This is a genomic window from Arthrobacter cryoconiti (genome assembly GCF_020905375.1).
Taxonomy (GTDB): Bacteria; Actinomycetota; Actinomycetes; order Actinomycetales; family Micrococcaceae; genus Specibacter; species Specibacter cryoconiti.
In genome coordinates this window covers 84240-100954 of record NZ_JAJJBU010000027.1, presented here as the reverse complement: position 1 = coordinate 100954, position 16715 = coordinate 84240, and the positions used below count along the sequence as shown (strand labels likewise).

General features: G+C 62.4%; 15 protein-coding genes. 7 read left to right on the top strand and 8 right to left on the bottom strand.

What is annotated here, in order from left to right; all coding sequences use genetic code 11:
- Nucleotides 1–64 precede the first annotated feature (64 nt).
- Nucleotides 65–3031, bottom strand: coding sequence for a Tn3 family transposase (locus LOH53_RS13845; protein ID WP_230068343.1), 2967 nt, complete (start codon nucleotides 3029–3031; stop codon nucleotides 65–67).
- Between the two features lie 75 nt (nucleotides 3032–3106).
- Nucleotides 3107–3679: a recombinase family protein gene (locus LOH53_RS13840; RefSeq protein ID WP_230068342.1), complete on the bottom strand. Its 573-nt coding sequence runs from the start codon at nucleotides 3677–3679 to the stop codon at nucleotides 3107–3109.
- Between the two features lie 383 nt (nucleotides 3680–4062).
- Between LOH53_RS13840 and LOH53_RS13835 the strand changes: the two genes are divergently transcribed.
- Nucleotides 4063–4671 carry a rhodanese-like domain-containing protein gene (locus LOH53_RS13835; RefSeq protein WP_230068341.1) on the top strand — a complete coding sequence of 203 codons (609 nt, stop codon included), beginning with the start codon at nucleotides 4063–4065 and terminating at the stop codon, nucleotides 4669–4671.
- Nucleotides 4668–5432 (top strand): sulfite exporter TauE/SafE family protein, encoded by a 765-nt coding sequence (locus tag LOH53_RS13830; RefSeq protein WP_230068340.1) that lies wholly within the window; start codon nucleotides 4668–4670, stop codon nucleotides 5430–5432. Before LOH53_RS13835 ends, LOH53_RS13830 begins: the two co-directional genes overlap by 4 nt.
- A gap of 594 nt (nucleotides 5433–6026) precedes the next feature.
- Here LOH53_RS13830 and LOH53_RS13825 read toward each other — a convergent pair.
- Entirely contained in the window at nucleotides 6027–7436 is a 1410-nt protein-coding gene (locus LOH53_RS13825) for an MBL fold metallo-hydrolase (protein ID WP_230068339.1), read from the bottom strand.
- A gap of 195 nt (nucleotides 7437–7631) precedes the next feature.
- On the opposite strand from LOH53_RS13825, the gene LOH53_RS13820 reads away from it, so the two are divergent.
- The 4 genes from LOH53_RS13820 (at nucleotide 7632) to LOH53_RS13805 (ending at nucleotide 10290) form a co-directional block, all read left to right on the top strand.
- Nucleotides 7632–7889, top strand: coding sequence for a metal-sensitive transcriptional regulator (locus LOH53_RS13820; RefSeq protein WP_230068338.1), 258 nt, complete (start codon nucleotides 7632–7634; stop codon nucleotides 7887–7889).
- Between the two features lie 163 nt (nucleotides 7890–8052).
- Nucleotides 8053–8325: an SHOCT domain-containing protein gene (locus LOH53_RS13815; protein ID WP_230068337.1), complete on the top strand. Its 273-nt coding sequence runs from the start codon at nucleotides 8053–8055 to the stop codon at nucleotides 8323–8325.
- On the top strand, nucleotides 8325–9824 hold the full coding sequence (locus LOH53_RS13810; RefSeq protein ID WP_230068336.1) for a multicopper oxidase family protein: 1500 nt from the start codon (nucleotides 8325–8327) through the stop codon (nucleotides 9822–9824). The genes LOH53_RS13815 and LOH53_RS13810 overlap by 1 nt, the downstream gene beginning before the upstream one ends.
- A 55-nt stretch (nucleotides 9825–9879) precedes the next feature.
- The gene (locus LOH53_RS13805) at nucleotides 9880–10290 is read left to right on the top strand and encodes a DUF302 domain-containing protein (protein ID WP_230068335.1); all 411 of its coding nucleotides are present in this window, start codon (nucleotides 9880–9882) and stop codon (nucleotides 10288–10290) included.
- Between the two features lie 240 nt (nucleotides 10291–10530).
- Here the strand turns inward: LOH53_RS13805 and LOH53_RS13800 are convergent, their stop codons facing one another.
- The 5 genes from LOH53_RS13800 to LOH53_RS13780 form a co-directional block, all read right to left on the bottom strand.
- Nucleotides 10531–10749, bottom strand: coding sequence for a DUF2333 family protein (locus LOH53_RS13800; protein WP_230068334.1), 219 nt, complete (start codon nucleotides 10747–10749; stop codon nucleotides 10531–10533).
- Nucleotides 10750–10987: 238 nt separating this feature from the next.
- Nucleotides 10988–11155: a hypothetical protein gene (locus LOH53_RS13795; RefSeq protein ID WP_230068333.1), complete on the bottom strand. Its 168-nt coding sequence runs from the start codon at nucleotides 11153–11155 to the stop codon at nucleotides 10988–10990.
- 330 nt (nucleotides 11156–11485) lie between these two features.
- Nucleotides 11486–12541: an iron ABC transporter substrate-binding protein gene (locus LOH53_RS13790; RefSeq protein ID WP_230068332.1), complete on the bottom strand. Its 1056-nt coding sequence runs from the start codon at nucleotides 12539–12541 to the stop codon at nucleotides 11486–11488.
- Nucleotides 12542–13201: 660 nt separating this feature from the next.
- Complete coding sequence (locus LOH53_RS13785) at nucleotides 13202–13996, bottom strand: DUF305 domain-containing protein (RefSeq protein WP_230068331.1); 795 nt, start codon at nucleotides 13994–13996, stop codon at nucleotides 13202–13204.
- Nucleotides 13997–14278: 282 nt separating this feature from the next.
- A complete protein-coding gene (locus LOH53_RS13780; RefSeq protein ID WP_230068330.1) occupies nucleotides 14279–15010 on the bottom strand; it encodes a ZIP family metal transporter in 732 nt (243 codons plus the stop codon).
- A 184-nt stretch (nucleotides 15011–15194) separates the two neighbouring features.
- Here LOH53_RS13780 and LOH53_RS13775 point away from each other — a divergent pair, with 184 nt between their 5' ends.
- Nucleotides 15195–16643: a multicopper oxidase family protein gene (locus LOH53_RS13775; RefSeq protein WP_230068329.1), complete on the top strand. Its 1449-nt coding sequence runs from the start codon at nucleotides 15195–15197 to the stop codon at nucleotides 16641–16643.
- Nucleotides 16644–16715: the final 72 nt, after the last annotated feature.

Below are 16715 nucleotides of genomic sequence, written 5' to 3'. Positions count from 1 at the left end.
CGGGAAAGACATTGGAGGTAGACGTTGTAGTGGGGTGGCTTGTGAAAAAGTAAAATATCCGACGCTAAGGTTTTGTCGGGCGTCGTAGTGGCCTGTATTTGCCGGGTTTGATCTTGTTGGTGCGTGGCCAGGTGTAGTCGCCGGTGAGGTTGATGTGTTCCCATCCCAGGGGTGAGAGGAACCGCGGCAGGTCGGGGTCCGTGGGGTTGCCTTCCTGATTCAAGGTGGTGATGGTGCGGTCGAGGTAGACCGTGTTCCAGAGGACGATGGCCGCGGTGAGAAGGTTCAGCCCCGAGGCCCGGTAGCGCTGTTGCTCGAAGGATCGATCGCGGATCTCTCCCAGTCGGTTGAAGAAAACGGCTCGGGCCAGGGTGTTCCGTGCTTCTCCCTTGTTCAGTCCGGCTGTGACCTTGCGGCGCAGGTCGGGTTCTTGGAGCCAGTCCAGCAGGAAGAGCGTTCGTTCCAGTTTGCCCAGTTCCCGCAGTGCTGTGGCGAGGCCGTTTTGGCGTGGGTAGGCGCCGAGTTTGCGCATCATTAAGGAGGCGGTCACGGTGCCTGTCTTGATGGATGTGGCCAGGCGGAGGATTTCATCCCAGTGCGTGGTGATGGTTTTGGTGTTGATGGTGCCGCCGATCAGCGGTGTCAACGTCGACAGTTTAGCGTTGTTGGTGGGTGTGTAGAGGCGGGTGTCGCCGATGTTGCGGATCCGGGGTGCGAATCGGTATCCGAGCAGGTGCATGAGGGCGAAGAGGTGGTCGGTGAACCCTGCGGTGTCGGTGTAGTGCTCCTGGATGGCCAGGTCTGACTCGTGATAGAGCAGTCCGTCCAGGACGTAGGTGGCGTCGCGGTCCCCGACGTTGATGATTTTGCTGTGGAACGGCGAATACTGGTCTGAGACGTGGGTGTAGATCATCCGTCCGGGGTCGGCCCCGTATTTCGGGTTTACATGCCCGGTGGATTCGGCATGGCTGCCGGCGCGGAAGCGTTGCCCGTCCGAGGAAGAGGTGGTGCCATCGCCCCAGTGCGCTGCGAAGGGGTGTGCGTGCTGGGTATTGACCAGCTCGGCCAGGGCGGCACTGTAGGTTTCATCCCGGATATGGGATGCCTGCTGGCGGTCCAGTTGGGCGTAGGTGACGCCGGTGCATGCCTCGGACATCTTGGTCAGGCCCAGGTTGATTCCGTCGGCCAGGATTGCGGTGAGCAGAAGCTGCTTGTCCTTGGAGGGCTGGCCGGACTTGAGGTTGGTGAAGTGGCGTGTGAAGCCGGTCCAGCCATCGACTTCCATCAACAGGTCGGTGATTCGTATCCGCGGGAACATGGCGCTGGCCCGGTCGATCAAGGGCTGCGCGTGTTGCGGCACGATCGTCTCGAGCGGGGTGATCTTCACGCCGCTGTCGGTGATCAGCACCCCGGGCAGTTCGTCACGGGAGGCCAGAGCGTTGACTTGGTGCAGACGTTCGCTGAGCAGGGCGAGTCGGTCCTTGAGATATTCTTCGCCGCCATTGGTTGTGATCAGGGGAAGTTCCCCGGCGTTCTTCATGGCCGTGTAATCGGTGCCCGCCAGCAAGTAGTCATCGAAGTCGCGGAATTGCCGGGAGCCAGTGACCCACATGTCTCCGGACCGCAGTGCATTCTTGAGCTCCGCCAGGGCACAAAACTCGTAGAATCCACGGTCTGTGCCGTTGTCAGTGAAGACCAGAGGCTTCCACCGGGGACGGATGAACGATGTGGGTGCATCGTCCGGGATCTTTCGGGCACCGGTGGTATTCATGGTGCGGATGACATTGATAGCGGCCAACAGGTCCTGCGCCGCGGGGGCTGCTTGGAGGTCAATGGCGGCAAGGAATGCCGGGGTGTAGCGGCGCAGCGTGGTGAAGTGGGTGCTGACCAGGGCGAGGTGGTCATCGAGTGCGGGCCGGGTGAGGTCCTTGGCTTGGGCGATGCTTTCGGCCAAGGCTTCCCAGCCGATGGCTGTGTCGATCGCGGCGAAGGGGTCCTCCCCGTTATCCTTGGCTGCAATCAGGGCATCGCCGAGCTTGGAGTGCAGGCGCATCATGGCTGCGACGGTGGCACGGGAGGCCAAAGTGTTCTGGTTTTGTTTGTTCCGGGCGGTGCGAATGATCCGGCCAATAATTCGGTCATGCAGATCGATGATTTCGTCGGTGACCGTTGCCATGCTTTCCACGGACATCGCGAACAGGGTCGCGTACCTGCGTCCGGGTTCAAACTTTGCCAGATCTGCCGCTGTCATCGATGCACCCTCGCGGGCCAACTTCAGCAACCTGTTCCGGTGCACCAGTTTGCCGGCGTCCCACGGCAGGCAAAGGGCACGCCAGGCCGTGAGTCGGTCGATGTGCTCGTTCATCGCCCGTGCGTTGGGTCGCAGTGGTGCCTGCCGCAGCCAGCCGATTTCGGTCAAGGAACTATCGGTGCGGCGAAGCAACAAACCATCCAGACGCCGTCGGTGATCGACGGAGAGTTGGTCGCATAAGATGGCGTAGATTCGCCGGTTCGCCCGGGTCAGCGCCTGCGCGCAGGCCCTTTCAATGATCCCCACCCCGGGCGAGGCAACCTTCCTTGAGCGCAGGAAGTTCAGCGCGCCTCCGACCAAGACAAGGCCCTTGTCTGTTTGTGCGGCCACCTCGCCCACGTGTTCCACGAGTTGGCGAAAATCCGTGATTCCAAATGCGGACATGCCCAGATACGCGCGAAGCTCCCGTCCATGCTCTTGCCGCGTTTCCCCACGTGTCCCATATTCATCCCAGGCCTCGGCCGGGATCGCCAGGCGGGCCGCGACCCAGTCGATCATTTCAGTGGGCACTTCGGTGTCGTCGGTCAGCGCGATACCCGGGTGCCGAAGCAGACACAGCTGGATGGCAAAGCCCAACCGGTTGGCATCTGCGCGGCGTTGGCGAATCAACGACATGTCCGCTTCGCTGAGTGTGTAGTGGACCGCGAGGTCCTCGGTGCTGGTGGGGATTTCAAGGACTTGGCCGCGTTCAGCAGTCGTGAGCAAGGATCGTAGGGCCATGTCAGAAGTCCTCCCCGGTTGGATAAGCGTGATTTACAGACGTGTCGTAGCACCGGGATGCGCAAGACCTGCCGCTCATGGTTTGGCCAAGTGCCGGTAGATGGTGGGACGGCTGACGCCGAACTCCTGGGCGATCTGCTCCACGGTGTGGGCACGTTTCCCGTCGGCATTCTTTTCTTCATACATTTCGCGGGCCAGCTTGATCTGGCGGGGACCGAGTTTTGGTTTCTGCCCGCCGGTCCGTCCGCGCGCCCTGGCTGCGGCGAGCCCGTCACGGGTCCGTTCGGACATCAGCGCGTGTTCGAATTCGGCGATCGATCCGATGATCTGGAAGAACATCCGCCCGGCGGGTGTGGACGTGTCGACGCCCTGATCCAGGACCACCAGGTCCACACCGCGTTCCTGCAGCGTCTTGGACAGGTCTATGAGGTTTTCCAGCGACCGCCCGAGTCGGTCGAGCTTGGTGACAACGAGCTGATCGCCGGACCGGTTGGCCGAGAGTAGCGCCTTGTCGAGTTCGGGCCTGCGGGCGAGTTTCCCCGAGGCGGTGTCGAGGTACACCTGCTCGCAGCCTGCCGCGCGCAGGGCATCGTGTTGGGCCTCGGGGTGCTGATCGCGTGTTGAGACACGCCCATATCCGATTCGCATGACGAAAGTGTATCACCAACCCGGTTGAGCGTTACATTGCCGCGTACACGGCAAGCGTTACAAAATCGGCCACGGGAATCCGCGGGCCACGAAACCGGATGGGGAGTGTCTTGCGAACGATCGTTAATGCACTCAATTCGACAGGGGATACACGTTCTCTTTTTTAGGGTATCGATTCGATTCATAATACCCCGTGGGGTATTATGAATCGAATCGCAGGTGACGACGCGGACTCCCCTTATCCCTATTGACACAGCCCACAAGACCGTACATGCGGCGCACATCGAAACCGAGGCACCCTCCAAACGCCTCACGCCGTCCTTTCTGGGCAGGGCCATGGGCGTCGGCCACCAGAAATGATCCAGAACATACCGAAAGTGACTATGACTATCTCTGCTAAGACCAACACGGTCGAAAATGCCCCTCAGGCTATCGACGCCTCCACGCTGAAGGGCTGGGAAGATCACCATGATGATCTGATGATCATTGACGTGCGCAGCGGCGCGGAGTTCGATTCCCTGCATATCAGAGGCTCGTACCATGTGCCGTTGGCCATGCTCAGCGAGCACACCGAAGAATTTGCGGCAAAAATGGGCACCCGCGTCGTACTCGTATGCCAGTCCGGCAACCGGGCCGAACAGGCCCGCAAACGCCTTGATTCCATCGGATTGGCCAGTGCCAGTGTCCTTTCCGGAGGCGTTCCCGCCTACGCTGCTGCTGGCGGCGACGTAGTCCGCGGCCGCCGGACCTGGGCACTGGAACGCCAGGTGAGGATGACGGCAGGATCATTGGTGCTTGCCAGCATCGTCGCCGGGAAATTCGTCTCACCCAAGCTGCGCCTGGTGGCTGGCGGGATCGGGGCGGGCCTGACGTTTTCGGCCGCGACGAACAGCTGCGCCCTGGGGAATGCCTTGTCCCGCATGCCTTGGAACAAGTCTTCCAACGAGCCCACCGCCCAACAGGCGTTGCAGAGCCTGGGTACCCGGGAATGATCATCTCCGCGGCGGGGTTCGGGTTGGTCGTTGGCGCCCTGTTGGGTCTGGTCGGCGGCGGTGGATCCATCCTCGCCGTCCCGGCCCTGGTCTACGGTGTAGGATTGCCGCTTGCCGCGGCGATCCCGACCTCGCTCGTTGTCGTTGGGGCATCCTCGGCCGTCGCGGTATTGCCCCGGCTGCGGTCCGGGGTGAACTGGCGCCTGGCGCTGATCATCGGTGCAGCCGGCACCGTTACTGCCTACCTCGGCGCGATGGTCAACCGCCTACTTGATCCAAAGATCCTCTTGGTGGCCTTCGCCGCCGTCATGGTCTTCGCTGGCATCAGGATGCTGATGCCATCCGCCGCCGCCGGGGGTTCCTGCGCACTGCGCGGCGGCGGGGTCCACTGGCGCAGCTGCCTGCCCAAGGCCATCGCCACCGGCGCCGTCGTGGGCTTCCTAACCGGGCTGCTGGGCGTGGGAGGAGGGTTTCTGATCGTCCCGGCGCTCACCCTGGTTCTTGGACTGCCCATGGCGTTGACCGTCGGGACCTCATTGGTCGTCATTGTCATCAACTCGGCCGCCGGCTTCACCGCTCACCTGGGCGATCTGCAGATCGACTGGGCCGTCACAGCAGCTTTTGCCGGGGCCGCCATGGTCGCCTCGCTCATAGCAGGAAGGATCGGCACCCGGATCCCCGACAAGATTCTCAAACGTGGCTTTGGAATCCTGGTCCTGGTCATTGCCACTTACGTGGCCGTGCAGGCGCTCCTCTCCTAAGAGAAACCGCGACGACATAAGGGAGGCCCCGGAGGATACTGCATCCTCCCGGGCCTCCCTATAAGCTCAACGACCTTCCAGTCGTTGGGAATGTTCAAACTACCGGCCGAACAGCTTTGCGAAAAAGCCCTGGCTCTCCGACTTTTCCTGCTCGTGCCCACGGCAGCGCTCAGAGGAGGGGACCCCGCGCATGACCTGTTCAACGTGCTCGCCGCAGCCAGCCCACGTTGTCTTGCCACATTTCTTACATGTCACCGCACGGCACATCTGCTTGCTCCCTAATATATGTTTGGATTGTTTTCATCAGCATACCCCATGGGGTATTTTATTGCGATGGTGCTTTCTCGCCAAACTGCAGACTTGTGACCGTGCTGTGCATTGATTCCTCCGCGAGGACGCGACTGCATCCGGTCGATCGTAGGGGCCGCATCGTCGACGGCGGCGTATCTGGCCCACGCTTCTTTCAGCGGTTCGCGGCGGACCCGCCCGGCCAATTGCGATGACCGCAGACCAGTCGGGGATGCGACATTGGCGGCGACCGGTGTTCCGGGCGCCGCCAATGGTGTTAGTTGATCAGTTCAGATGTGGCGCGGATTAGTTGCTGGAAACAGGCTCCCGCATCTGATCCCAGGTGGCCCATCCGGCGTAGCTGCCATCGAGTTCAACGACGTCGTAGCCGGCGCGGCGCAGGGCACTGGCCGCGACGGAATTCCTGACACCGCTCTGGCAGTAGCTCACGATAGTGCCCTCGGGCGGGAGTTGGTCGAGGTTCCACATGACGCGGCCGCCGCTGAGCTGGTGGGAACCTGGGATGCGGCCGGCGGTGTGCTCGGTGCGGTTGCGGACATCCAGGACCATCGCGGCGTCGAAGTCGTCGAGCTCTTCGGGCTGGATCAGCTTCGGCGTGCTCGAGGGCAGGCTTTCAAGGCTGGTGACGTAGCCAGCGACGTTGTCGATGCCGACCCGGACCAGGTGGTCCCACATCTCCTGCGCTGATGTCTGGTTCGGAGCCAGCAGCACGAGCGGGTTCCTATCGGTTTCCGGGTTCACCACCCAGGCGCCGAAGCTGGCCGTGGACTTGCCGGCCGGAATGTTCAGGGACCCTACAACGGTGCCCTCGTGGACTTCGGCATGGGAGCGGGTGTCCACGAAGGTCACCGTGTCCGCGGCGAGATCACGGAGGACGTCGGTGACGGCGAGCTCCTGGAGGGGTGCCCGAGCTCCCATCACTGCGGGCCCTTCGCGGTTTTCGCGTTTCATCCGGCCGAAATAGGCGTGGGCGTCGGGCTGGCCGTCGAGGAGCTCGTTGATGAAGCCGGCCTCGTTATTGGCTGCGAGGTATGGCCCCCACCAGGAGTAGAGCCGCTCGTAACCAACCGTGGTGGAGGGGATGGCACCCAAAGCCTTGCCACAGGCACTGCCGGCGCCGTGGCCGGGGTGAACTTGGACGTAATCCGGCAAGGTCAAGAACTTCTCCCGCAGGCTAGTAAAGAGCTCCTTCGCCCCGGCGAAGCGGGTGTCCACACCACCGGCGGCTTCATCGAGCAGGTCGGGTCGTCCCAGGTCGCCGGAGAAGACGAAGTCACCGGAAAGCAGGTAGCCCGGGGTGTCCGCAAAAGCGCCGTCGGTGATCAGGAAGGAGAGGTGCTCGGGCGTATGGCCCGGGGTGTGCAGGGCCTTCACGGTGATGTTTCCCAAGCTGACCTCATCGTTGTCAAGCAGGCGTTCGGCTTCAAAACCGTACTGCCAGTCCGTGCCGCCCTCGCCGGAAACGTAGGCGGTAGCTCCGGTCGCGGCAGCCAGTTCACGGGTTCCGGAGAGGAAATCCGCGTGGATGTGCGTCTCGGTGACGGCCATGATTTTCATTCCATTTGCGGCGGCCAGCGACTGATAAACGGCGATGTCACGACGGGGGTCGACAACAAGAGCTTCGCCCTTGGCCTGGCAGCCGATCAGGTAGCTGGCCTGGGCCAAGTCTTCGTCATAGATGCGCTCAATAAGCATGGGGCTCTCCTTGCACGGGGCGGGGATGGAGTCTCCGACAGGGAATCCTCCGGTATCTTCTAATCACAACGATAATACCCCCTAGGGTATCTGGCAAATGGTTCTCAACTAACAGGAAGAGGGGTGAGTTCCGCTGGCCACCATACCCATGGGGGTATATACTGTGAAAAAACGTCCCCATCTCTGGAGTCCGCCATGGAACTTGATTCGAAAGAACTCACCCCGGTTATCAACCGGCTCAAACGCGCCCAAGGCCAGCTCGCCGCCGTGACCCGGATGCTCGAAGAAGGCCGCGACTGCAAGGACGTCGTCACCCAACTCGCCGCCGTATCCAAGGCCCTGGACCGGGCAGGATTTGTCATCATCGCCACCGGCCTGGAGCAGTGCATCACCAGGGAAGATGCCAGCATGAATAAGAAAGACCTGGAAAAACTTTTCCTGTCCCTCGCCTGAACCGCAAACAACCGAAAAACCAGCCCACGGAGGGCGTCGCTGTGGCCCGGGCCCTTAGGGTCGAATATGGGAATCATTGCTGGCAATCGTTGCACCGGTCCCGCCACGACTCCCGAGGCGGCCGGCGGGACAGCTGCCGATGCCACAGGAACGGAGAAGGAAAATGATGGGCGGATATGGTTCGATGATGAGCTGGACATGGCTGTTCTGGGCACTCCTGATTGTCGGTATCGTGCTGCTGGTGATCCTCGCCGTGCGGTTTTTCTCCGGCGGTATAAACCGCGGCGGAACCGGCCGCGGGGATGGCCCTGGCACGGGCGGGTCCGCTCGAGGCGTCAGCGCCGCCCGACGAATCCTGGACGAACGGTACGCCAAGGGAGAATTGAGCACAGAAGAATACCGTGACCGGCTCAAGGTCCTCGGGGACGACACCTGATGCAGCCTCTCAGCCGTCGCAGTGCCCTGATGCTGGGAGGTGCGGGTGTCGCGGCCGTCGCGACGGGCGCGGCAGGCCTGTTGTGGGGCCAGGGCACGGGCTTCCAGGCAGCCAGCGGCCAGGACCTGGGTGAGCCGCAGGCCCTGCACAGTGCCGACGGCCGGCTGCAGGTGAAGCTGTCAGCGGCGCTGGGCCAGATGAGGATCGCGGGCAGGGACGCCAACGTTTTCTCCTATAACGGGTCCCTGCCCGGCCCCACCCTGTTACTGCGGCCCGGGGACCGGGTGAACGTGGCCCTGGAGAACCGGCTGGCGGATCCGACCAACCTGCACGTCCACGGGCTGCACGTCTCCCCGCAGGGGAACAGCGACAATGCGCTGGTTTCGATCGAACCGGGAACATCCTTTGAGTATGAGTACCGGCTCCCGGCGGACCACCCGCCGGGCGTGTACTGGTACCACCCCCACCGCCACGGCAGCGTGGCCGACCAGATCTTCGGCGGCCTGTACGGGGCGATCATCGTCCAGGACCCACAGCCCGTGCCGGTCAGCCGGGAACGGGTCCTAGTCATCTCGGACATCTCCCTCACCGGTGGCGGTTCCATCGCCACCGTGTCGGCGATGGAGAAAATGATGGGCCGCGAAGGTAACCTCTTGCTCGTCAACGGCCAGCTGAACCCGGCTCTGGCCGCCCGGCCCGGCGAGCGTGAACGGTGGCGGATCATCAATGCCTGCACCTCCCGGTACCTGAAACTGCGCCTCGACGGCCAGCACCTCCAGCTGCTCGGCCTGGATTCGGGCCGCTTCCAGAGTCCCCGGGATGTTGAGGAGGTGCTGTTGGCCCCAGGCAACCGGGCGGACCTACTCGTCACCGCCGCTCAGGGTGCGGCCGTGCTGCGCACCCTGCCCGTAGACAGAGGCAGCATGGGATCCATGATGGGCGGCAACAACGGAGGCGGACAATCCCCGCCCGGCCCGGACGGGACCGCCCTGGCCACCCTGGCTATTACCGGCACCCCGGGCGCCGCACCGGGACCGGTCCCGCCGCAGCCGGCACCACGGGACCTGCGCTCTGTGGCGGTCACCGCGCACCGGGAACTGGTCTTCGCCATGGGCATGGGTATGAACAACGGCGGCCAGGACATGGGTATGGCCGGGGGGACGGGGTCGGGAATGATGAGCTTCACCATCAACGGCAGGCCCTTCGACCCAGCCCGGACCGACACCACCGTCCTCGCCGGCGCCGTCGAGGAATGGACCCTGCGGAACACCAGCCCGATGGACCACCCCGTACACCTGCACGTGTGGCCCATGCAAATCCTCGAACAAGCCGGCCAGCCCGTGGAGAGCCCCACATGGCAGGACGTGGTCAACATCCCGGCCCGCAGCAGCGTCCGGGTCCGGATCGCCTTCGATGACTTCACCGGCAAAACCGTCTACCACTGCCACATCCTCGACCACGAGGACAGCGGCATGATGGGCCTGATCGAAGCCCGGTAGCACAGCATCCCGCAGTCTTTTGCATTCCTGAGAAAACCTACAAAGGAGCACCACAATGAGCTACGCACACACCATCACCGTCGCCCTACCCTACCCGGAAGCAGTAACCCGGACCCGTGAAGCCCTCTCGGGGCAGGGCTTCGGCGTGCTGTCCGAAATCGATGTCCGCGCCACCTTCGAGGCCAAGCTCGGGTCCGACGCCGGACAGCACCTGGGCGACTACCTCATCCTGGGCGTCTGCAACCCAGCCCTGGCGCAGAAAGCTATCGCCGCGGACCCGGACATGGGACTGCTCCTGCCCTGCAACGTCGTCATCCGGCGCGGACCGGACAACGGCACTACTGTCATCCAGACCATCGATGCGCAGACCATGGTCCAGCTCAGCGACGCCCCGGCCGTCGCCGAAGTCGCCACCGACGCCGATCACCTGCTCCTCGCAGCCCTGAAGGAACTCGAAACCCCTTGAGACCCTGCCAACGTGGGGCCGTGGAGAGCGACTGCGGTTAAACGCGTCACGGCCCTGGAGCCGTCCGCGGTGCGGTGGCGGCAATCAACAGGCTGCTGAATGCCGCCCGGCCAACCAGCGTAGCCCAGGGCAGCGCTCTGGCTGGCGACAAAAACGGCGGATTACCCGCCGAAGATGGTGTCCGGAGTCGTTAAGGGCCCTCGCCGAGGATACGGAGACGTTCCTGTTACTCCTGTGCACTCAGTTCACCACGTGAGTATCGCTCAGCGAGTATCCCGCGGGCACCCCTGGTGTCTCGGCGGCCCCACTGTCCGTGCCTCGGGGCTCCTGACTGTTGTTTTGGACGCTGTCGTCGCCAGCAGCGCGGACGCCGCGGATGATGACCAAGACGAGGCCAATGGCCAACAGCAGGCCTATGGCCCACCACCAGCCCACCATGCCGAACCAGTCACCCATCATGATTCGTACCTCCTTTCACGGCTGTGCCGAACATCCCTGCCGTAAAGGCTCTCATACGCCTGCGACTACCCCTGACCACGCACCAGCAACCATATACCTGGCAAATACAGGCCCCTACGGCGCTCGGCAAAAGCTTAGCGTCGGATATTTCACTTTTTCACAAGCCACCCCTGTAGTCGTCCAGCTCAGCGTTTCCTCGATGACGGCCTGCTGGTGGTGAGCCCGCCAGGCGGCCCGGTTATCGTCGCGTTGCCCCGGAAATGCCGACGTCGTCGCTCAGGCTTCCGACGTCGGCGAGCTCTCCCGCAAAGAGCTGGCCACGATCGAGGTGAGCCTGTTCTGGGCGTCCTGCTAGAACGCGGTTGGCATCCCCGACCCGTTCAACATCCGGCACCGAGGGAAGCACGCTTTGGAGAATCTCGATTTGTGCACAGTCGTCACCGTCGCCGCCAAGGCGGACAGGCCATCAGGCTCAGGAACGACCTGAAGTCTTCGGCCCACCTAAATGTATTATCATATGCATAGGTATAGATAAGAACTGTCCGACTCCCAATCGGGACTCGGACAGCCCGCCGGAACACGCCGGCGGCCGGATCCAGCGCGATCAGCGGCGATCAGCGCAAACCCAAGTACGACGGCGTACGGAGACCGGGCGCCTGCCTCTGCCAGGCGGCGGAGTGACTGCCGGTAATGGCGCAGTACTTGGCGCCATTACCGTTGGAAGTGTTGCCGGAGTTTAGAGTAGTCCCGCCTTGATCATAAGGTCGGTGACCTTCGGTGAATTCAATTTGGCCGGGTCAACTTTGGGGGCATCCAACTCGGCCAGTGGTGTCAGCTTGGCGTTGGCGGGAACATTGCTCCCCACCGGGTATTCGAAGGTCGTGCTGGTGGCGTTCTGCAGAATCTGCTGACCAGTTTTGCCCGTAACGAACTTCAGGAACTGCTGGGCTTGCTGCTGGTGCGTGCTGGAGGCCAAGACGCCACCGCCAGAGAGGCTCACGAATGCGCCCGGATCCTGCTTCTTGAAATACTCCAGGGCCACGTTGTTGCTGTTTTCCCCGGTCTTGGCTTGGTCGCCGAAGTAGTAGTAGTGGAAGATGATGGCGCCGTCCACCTCGCCGGCGTTGACGGCCTTCATGGCGGTGCCGTTGCTCTTGTACGCCTTGGTGTTGTCCTTCATGGACTTCAGCCAGGAGAGCGTGGCGTCCTCGCCCTTGAGCTCCAGCGTGGCCGAAACGATGGCCTGAAAATCCGCTCCTGAAGGGGCGGCGCCCCAGCGGCCCTTCCAGTTGTTGCCGGCCAGATCCATCATGGATTTGGGCAGCTGGTCTGCGTTGAGCTTGGTTTTGTTGTAGGCGAAAACGGTGCTGCGGGCGGCGATGCCGGTCCACTTTCCGGTTGAGGGGCGATAGCCTGCCGGGACCTGGGCGATGGTGTCCTTGTCGATATCCGTGAACAGGGCGGCGTTCTCCACCTGCGTCATCGCCGGAGAGTTCTCGGTCAGGAGGACATCTGCCGGGGACTTCTTGCCCTCCTGGACCAGTTGGTTGCTGAGTTCGGAATCTTCCCCGCTACGCAGGGTGACCTTGATGCCGGTTTCCTTGGTGAAGGCGTCCGCCCATGCCTTCCCGAGGGACTCGTGTTGGGCGTTGTAGACGGTGATACCGTCGTCGGCGGCGCCGGACTGCGCCGTGCCGGCGGCGCCGGTACCGCAGGCGGAGAGGGCGAGCAGCGAGACGACGGCTGCGATGGCCGTGGAAGGCCTGTAAGCGGCCTTGAGACGGAACTTCATGAGGGGCCTTTCAGTAGCTGGTCAGGGCTTTGCGAGCTCCATCTCAGGCCGAGCTCGCCTCACTGACTTTATGTTAGCCAAACCTAAGTTTCTACCCGGAGTGCGTAGGTTGTGACGAGAATCACGTCAATTAGGCAAGGTTTACGTAGCTTAATTATTGCCGGGCGCATTCTGGCCGTTCAACGATTGATCGCTGAGCCGAAGGAACGACTCGAATGTCGTCCAGCCCTGCAGCTGAGCGGAAAGTCCGACCGCCGATCCGGCGCTTACGCGGCATGGTGCCCGGGAGGGGGAAGTGGACATCAGCTCCCTGCTACGGTCCGGCGGAGTGCTTGCACCATGTCCAGAACTGGTGACGAAGCGGCCCTCGGGCGCCTCCGGAAGCGTAGTCCCGTCACGCGTGATCCGCACGCGCCGAACCAGGCTTTCGGCGCCGCCGATGCCCTCCGGGCGTTTTCGGCGAGGATGGAGGCACCGGTATCGCCGTCGGTCGATCGACTCATTAGATGCTGGTCCATCGGCTTTCAGAGAACCGGCCTTAGGCACGCCACGCCTTGTGTCTGTCGGCGGTGCACTCGTTGCATGGATCGCTTCATAATGACTATTCGTTCCGCGAGGCGTTCTGGTTCCGACATTATGGTTTTCGCTCATCCAAAGAAGTCAGAGTCTGCCGCGCAGTTCCTGGAGCGCGGCGATCTCCGCGGTTTGCGCTTCCACGATGAGGGCGGCAAAATCGCGGACCTTGGACGTCTTCGCGAGACGGACGGCAGCATTGGCCATGGCGACGCCGCCTTGGTGGTGGCGGATCATCATGTCCGTGAAGAGCCGGTCAGCTTCGGCACCGGATGCCTCGCGCAGCATCTGCATCTGCTCAGCGGTGGCCATACCCTCCATCCCACCTGCGGCGGCGCCGCCCGGTGCCATCGAGTGGGCCGAACTGCCATCACGGCCAGTCCCGGCCATCCACGCCATCGGCGGCGCGGAGCCTGACTGGGGCAGGCCCCAGTCCCGCAACCAAGCGAACAGCTGCCCGTTCTGCTGCTGCTGGGAGATGGCAATATCGTAGGCGACGGCACGGATTTCCGGGTTGGCGGACTTTTCCCAGATCACCAAGGCCATCTCAACGGCCTGTGCATGGTGGGATTGCATATCCCGGGCAAATCCGGCGTCGGCACCTGAATCGGCTATCGGCGTCGGTGCCGCCGATAGCCGGCCCATGGCAAAGAACGCAACCGCGGTCAGGACCAGGACTGCGACGAGAGCGATCCACAGACGATTCCTCCGGGCGCGTCCCGCGCCCGTCTCCGAGACTTCCCGACCGCCGCGAGTAAATGCGGGGTAACTGACGCCCAAGCTACTGCCCTCCCGCGTGTTCGTGGTCTGATCGCTGAAAAGCATCGTGAAGCGCACATGGCGACCGGTGGAATTGCCATGTGCCCCGGGTGTCGCCGCCATAGCGGGACCTTGTGGCCGCGACGCAAGTGACGGACCTGCTGGATAGGCCTTTGTTATGCAGCCCGGTCCCGGTCCCGTCAAAGTCCGATGGCGTCCAAGGCCTTCTGCCCAGCCAAGCGCGATCGCTTTCAATCACGGAGTACTCCTAAAGTTATTGTTGCGGTGGTAGGCCTTTTGGCCACGGCAGCCGACCTTTCATCGGGCTTGCTAACGCAGCCGCTTGGGCTGCGGTGATTGACCCGGTAGTGGCCACTTTCGATGGGAGATTCCGCCGTGCCGATATTACAGCGCGCCGAGTACATAGATGGTGAGGAAGCCGAGGAAGAACATGGCTCCCAGGAATGTGGTTTCGGCTTGTTGGTGCGCCTCCGTGAGCAGTTCTTCAACCACGAGATATAGAAGTGCCGCTGCGCCGAAGGCCAGGACGAGGGCTAAGGCTGGGCGGCTTGCGCCGCCGAGAACCGCTGCTCCGCCCAGGGCGCCGATACCGGTAGCGAGGCCGAGTCCGCTGATTGTGAGGACGGCACGGCTCCGGCTGAGTCCCTTTTGAGTCAACTCAGCAGTTACCGACAGTCCTATGAAAAGAATTTCGATCGTCAGCGCGATCGTCAGGATCAACCCCTGACCGGAACCCAAAGTGGCTCCGAGACCGACAAGGAGTCCGTCCAAAAGAAGGTCGATGCCAACGGCCACGAGCAGGCCCAGCGGTAATCCAGCCTGTGTTTCCTGCTTCTTCTCCAGCCTGCGCCCTATCGCTCCGAGGGTGAGCATCACCGCCGTGCCGAGGATAAATCCGGAAATGGCCCAGATCAGGCTTCCTTCACCGCGCAGGTCAGGAAGCACCTCACCGGCAAGAGCGGCCAGGACAACGCCGGCCGCGAAATGCTGAACCGCGCTGGTGGTTTTCCGGTCCGGAGGACGCACAACGGAAACAATGGATCCGATGATGGCCGCCGCTATCGGGAAGGCCACCAGGACCGCTGCTTGAGCGATCACTTCTGAAGTTCCTGCCATCAGTTCCCTTTCCGAGTGTTAGCGGCAACTCTAAACTGACCAGAGACGGAACATTCTATTGACCGTTCCCGCCAATGGTTTTGACCAGTGGCGGCAGGTACTTTTGACCAGCAGTTCGCCGCCTGCCATACGCGGTGTACCGGGCCTGCCAAATTCAATTTGAGATCGAGGCTAAGCTGGAGACATGCCCCCCCTTGTTTCGCGCCGTGTATTCCTGCTGGGAACCGGAGTTGGCGCAAGCCTGATGCTGACCGGCTGCACCGTCGGCACGGCGAAGGTCTTATCCACAGTCGGGACTTTGGACTTCGCGAATCCATTGGGCATTCCGCCGTTGGCCCCGTCCACCATTGCTTCCGATGGGGCGCGGTTGTTCCAACTGACGGCCGAAGCAGGAAACAGCCATTTCCGCCCTGCTGCACCCACCCCTACCTGGGGCTACAATGGAGCCTTTTTAGGTCCTACCCTTAGAGCCCGGCGGGGTGAGAAGGTGCGCGTGGCTGTCCACAACGCCCTGCCGGACCCGACGACTGTTCATTGGCATGGCATGCAGGTACCAGCTGTCCACGACGGAGGCCCCCACCAGGTCATTGCCCCGGGCGCGCAATGGATACCTGAATGGACAATAGACCAACCCGCGGCGACCCTTTGGTACCACCCCCATGTCCATGGAAAGTCAGAAGAACAAATGACCCGGGGGCTGACAGGCATGTTCATTGTCGACGGGGACGGGCCGAACCAGGGCCTGCCCACAGAGTACGGCGTGGATGACATCCCCCTGATCGTCCAGGACCGCGCATTCACAGACGACGGCTCCTTCCGGGTGACTTCGGATACACCCACGGGCTTGCTGGGCGACACCATACTCATCAACGGCTCGATCAATCCGTACCTGCTCGTCCGCACCGAAGCTGTGCGCCTCCGGATCCTCAATGCTGCCACGGCGCGCGTCTTCAACTTCGGGTTCAGCGACAACAGGACGTTCTCGGTGGTGGGCACCGATGGCGGCCTGCTGCCGGCCCCCGTTCCCGTCGAAAGGTTGATGCTCTCCCCGGGAGAACGTGCTGAAATCGTGGTGCGGTTTAAGGCCGGGGAGCGGCCAGTCCTGCAATCACTTCCCCAGGAGCTGGGCATGAGTGGAGAATTGAACATCCGGGCTGGTGGTAATGACAGCCTGGATCTGCTGCAGTTCCGGACCGCCGCGAAACTGGCCGCCGTTCTCAGCCTGCCTGCGAGCCTGGCCACACCAGCCTCTCTTGACTTGGAAGAAGCTGCCCGCACACGCAGCTTCATTCTCAAAGACATGTACATCAACGGAAAGCTCATGGACATGTCACGCATCGACCTGACCGTCCGCGCAGGCGCCGTGGAAACCTGGAACGTCAGCAACACGGACCACCTGGCACACAACTTCCATCTCCACGGGGCACAGTTCCGGATTCTTGACATCGACGGCGTCGATCCACCACCCGAATTCGCCGGATGGAAGGACACCGTTTTCCTCCCGGTGCGAGCCACCGCCCGCATTGAGATTAAGTTCAGCCAATACGCCGATCCGGCAACACCTTACATGTACCACTGCCATTTCATCCGGCACGCCGACATGGGGATGATGGGTCAATTCACCACCGTCTAGACGGCCCTTCTATGGTTTAAGTCAAGAGGGTTTGGAGCTTCCTGAACGATTGCCGGCGGTGAATCTCTTGAG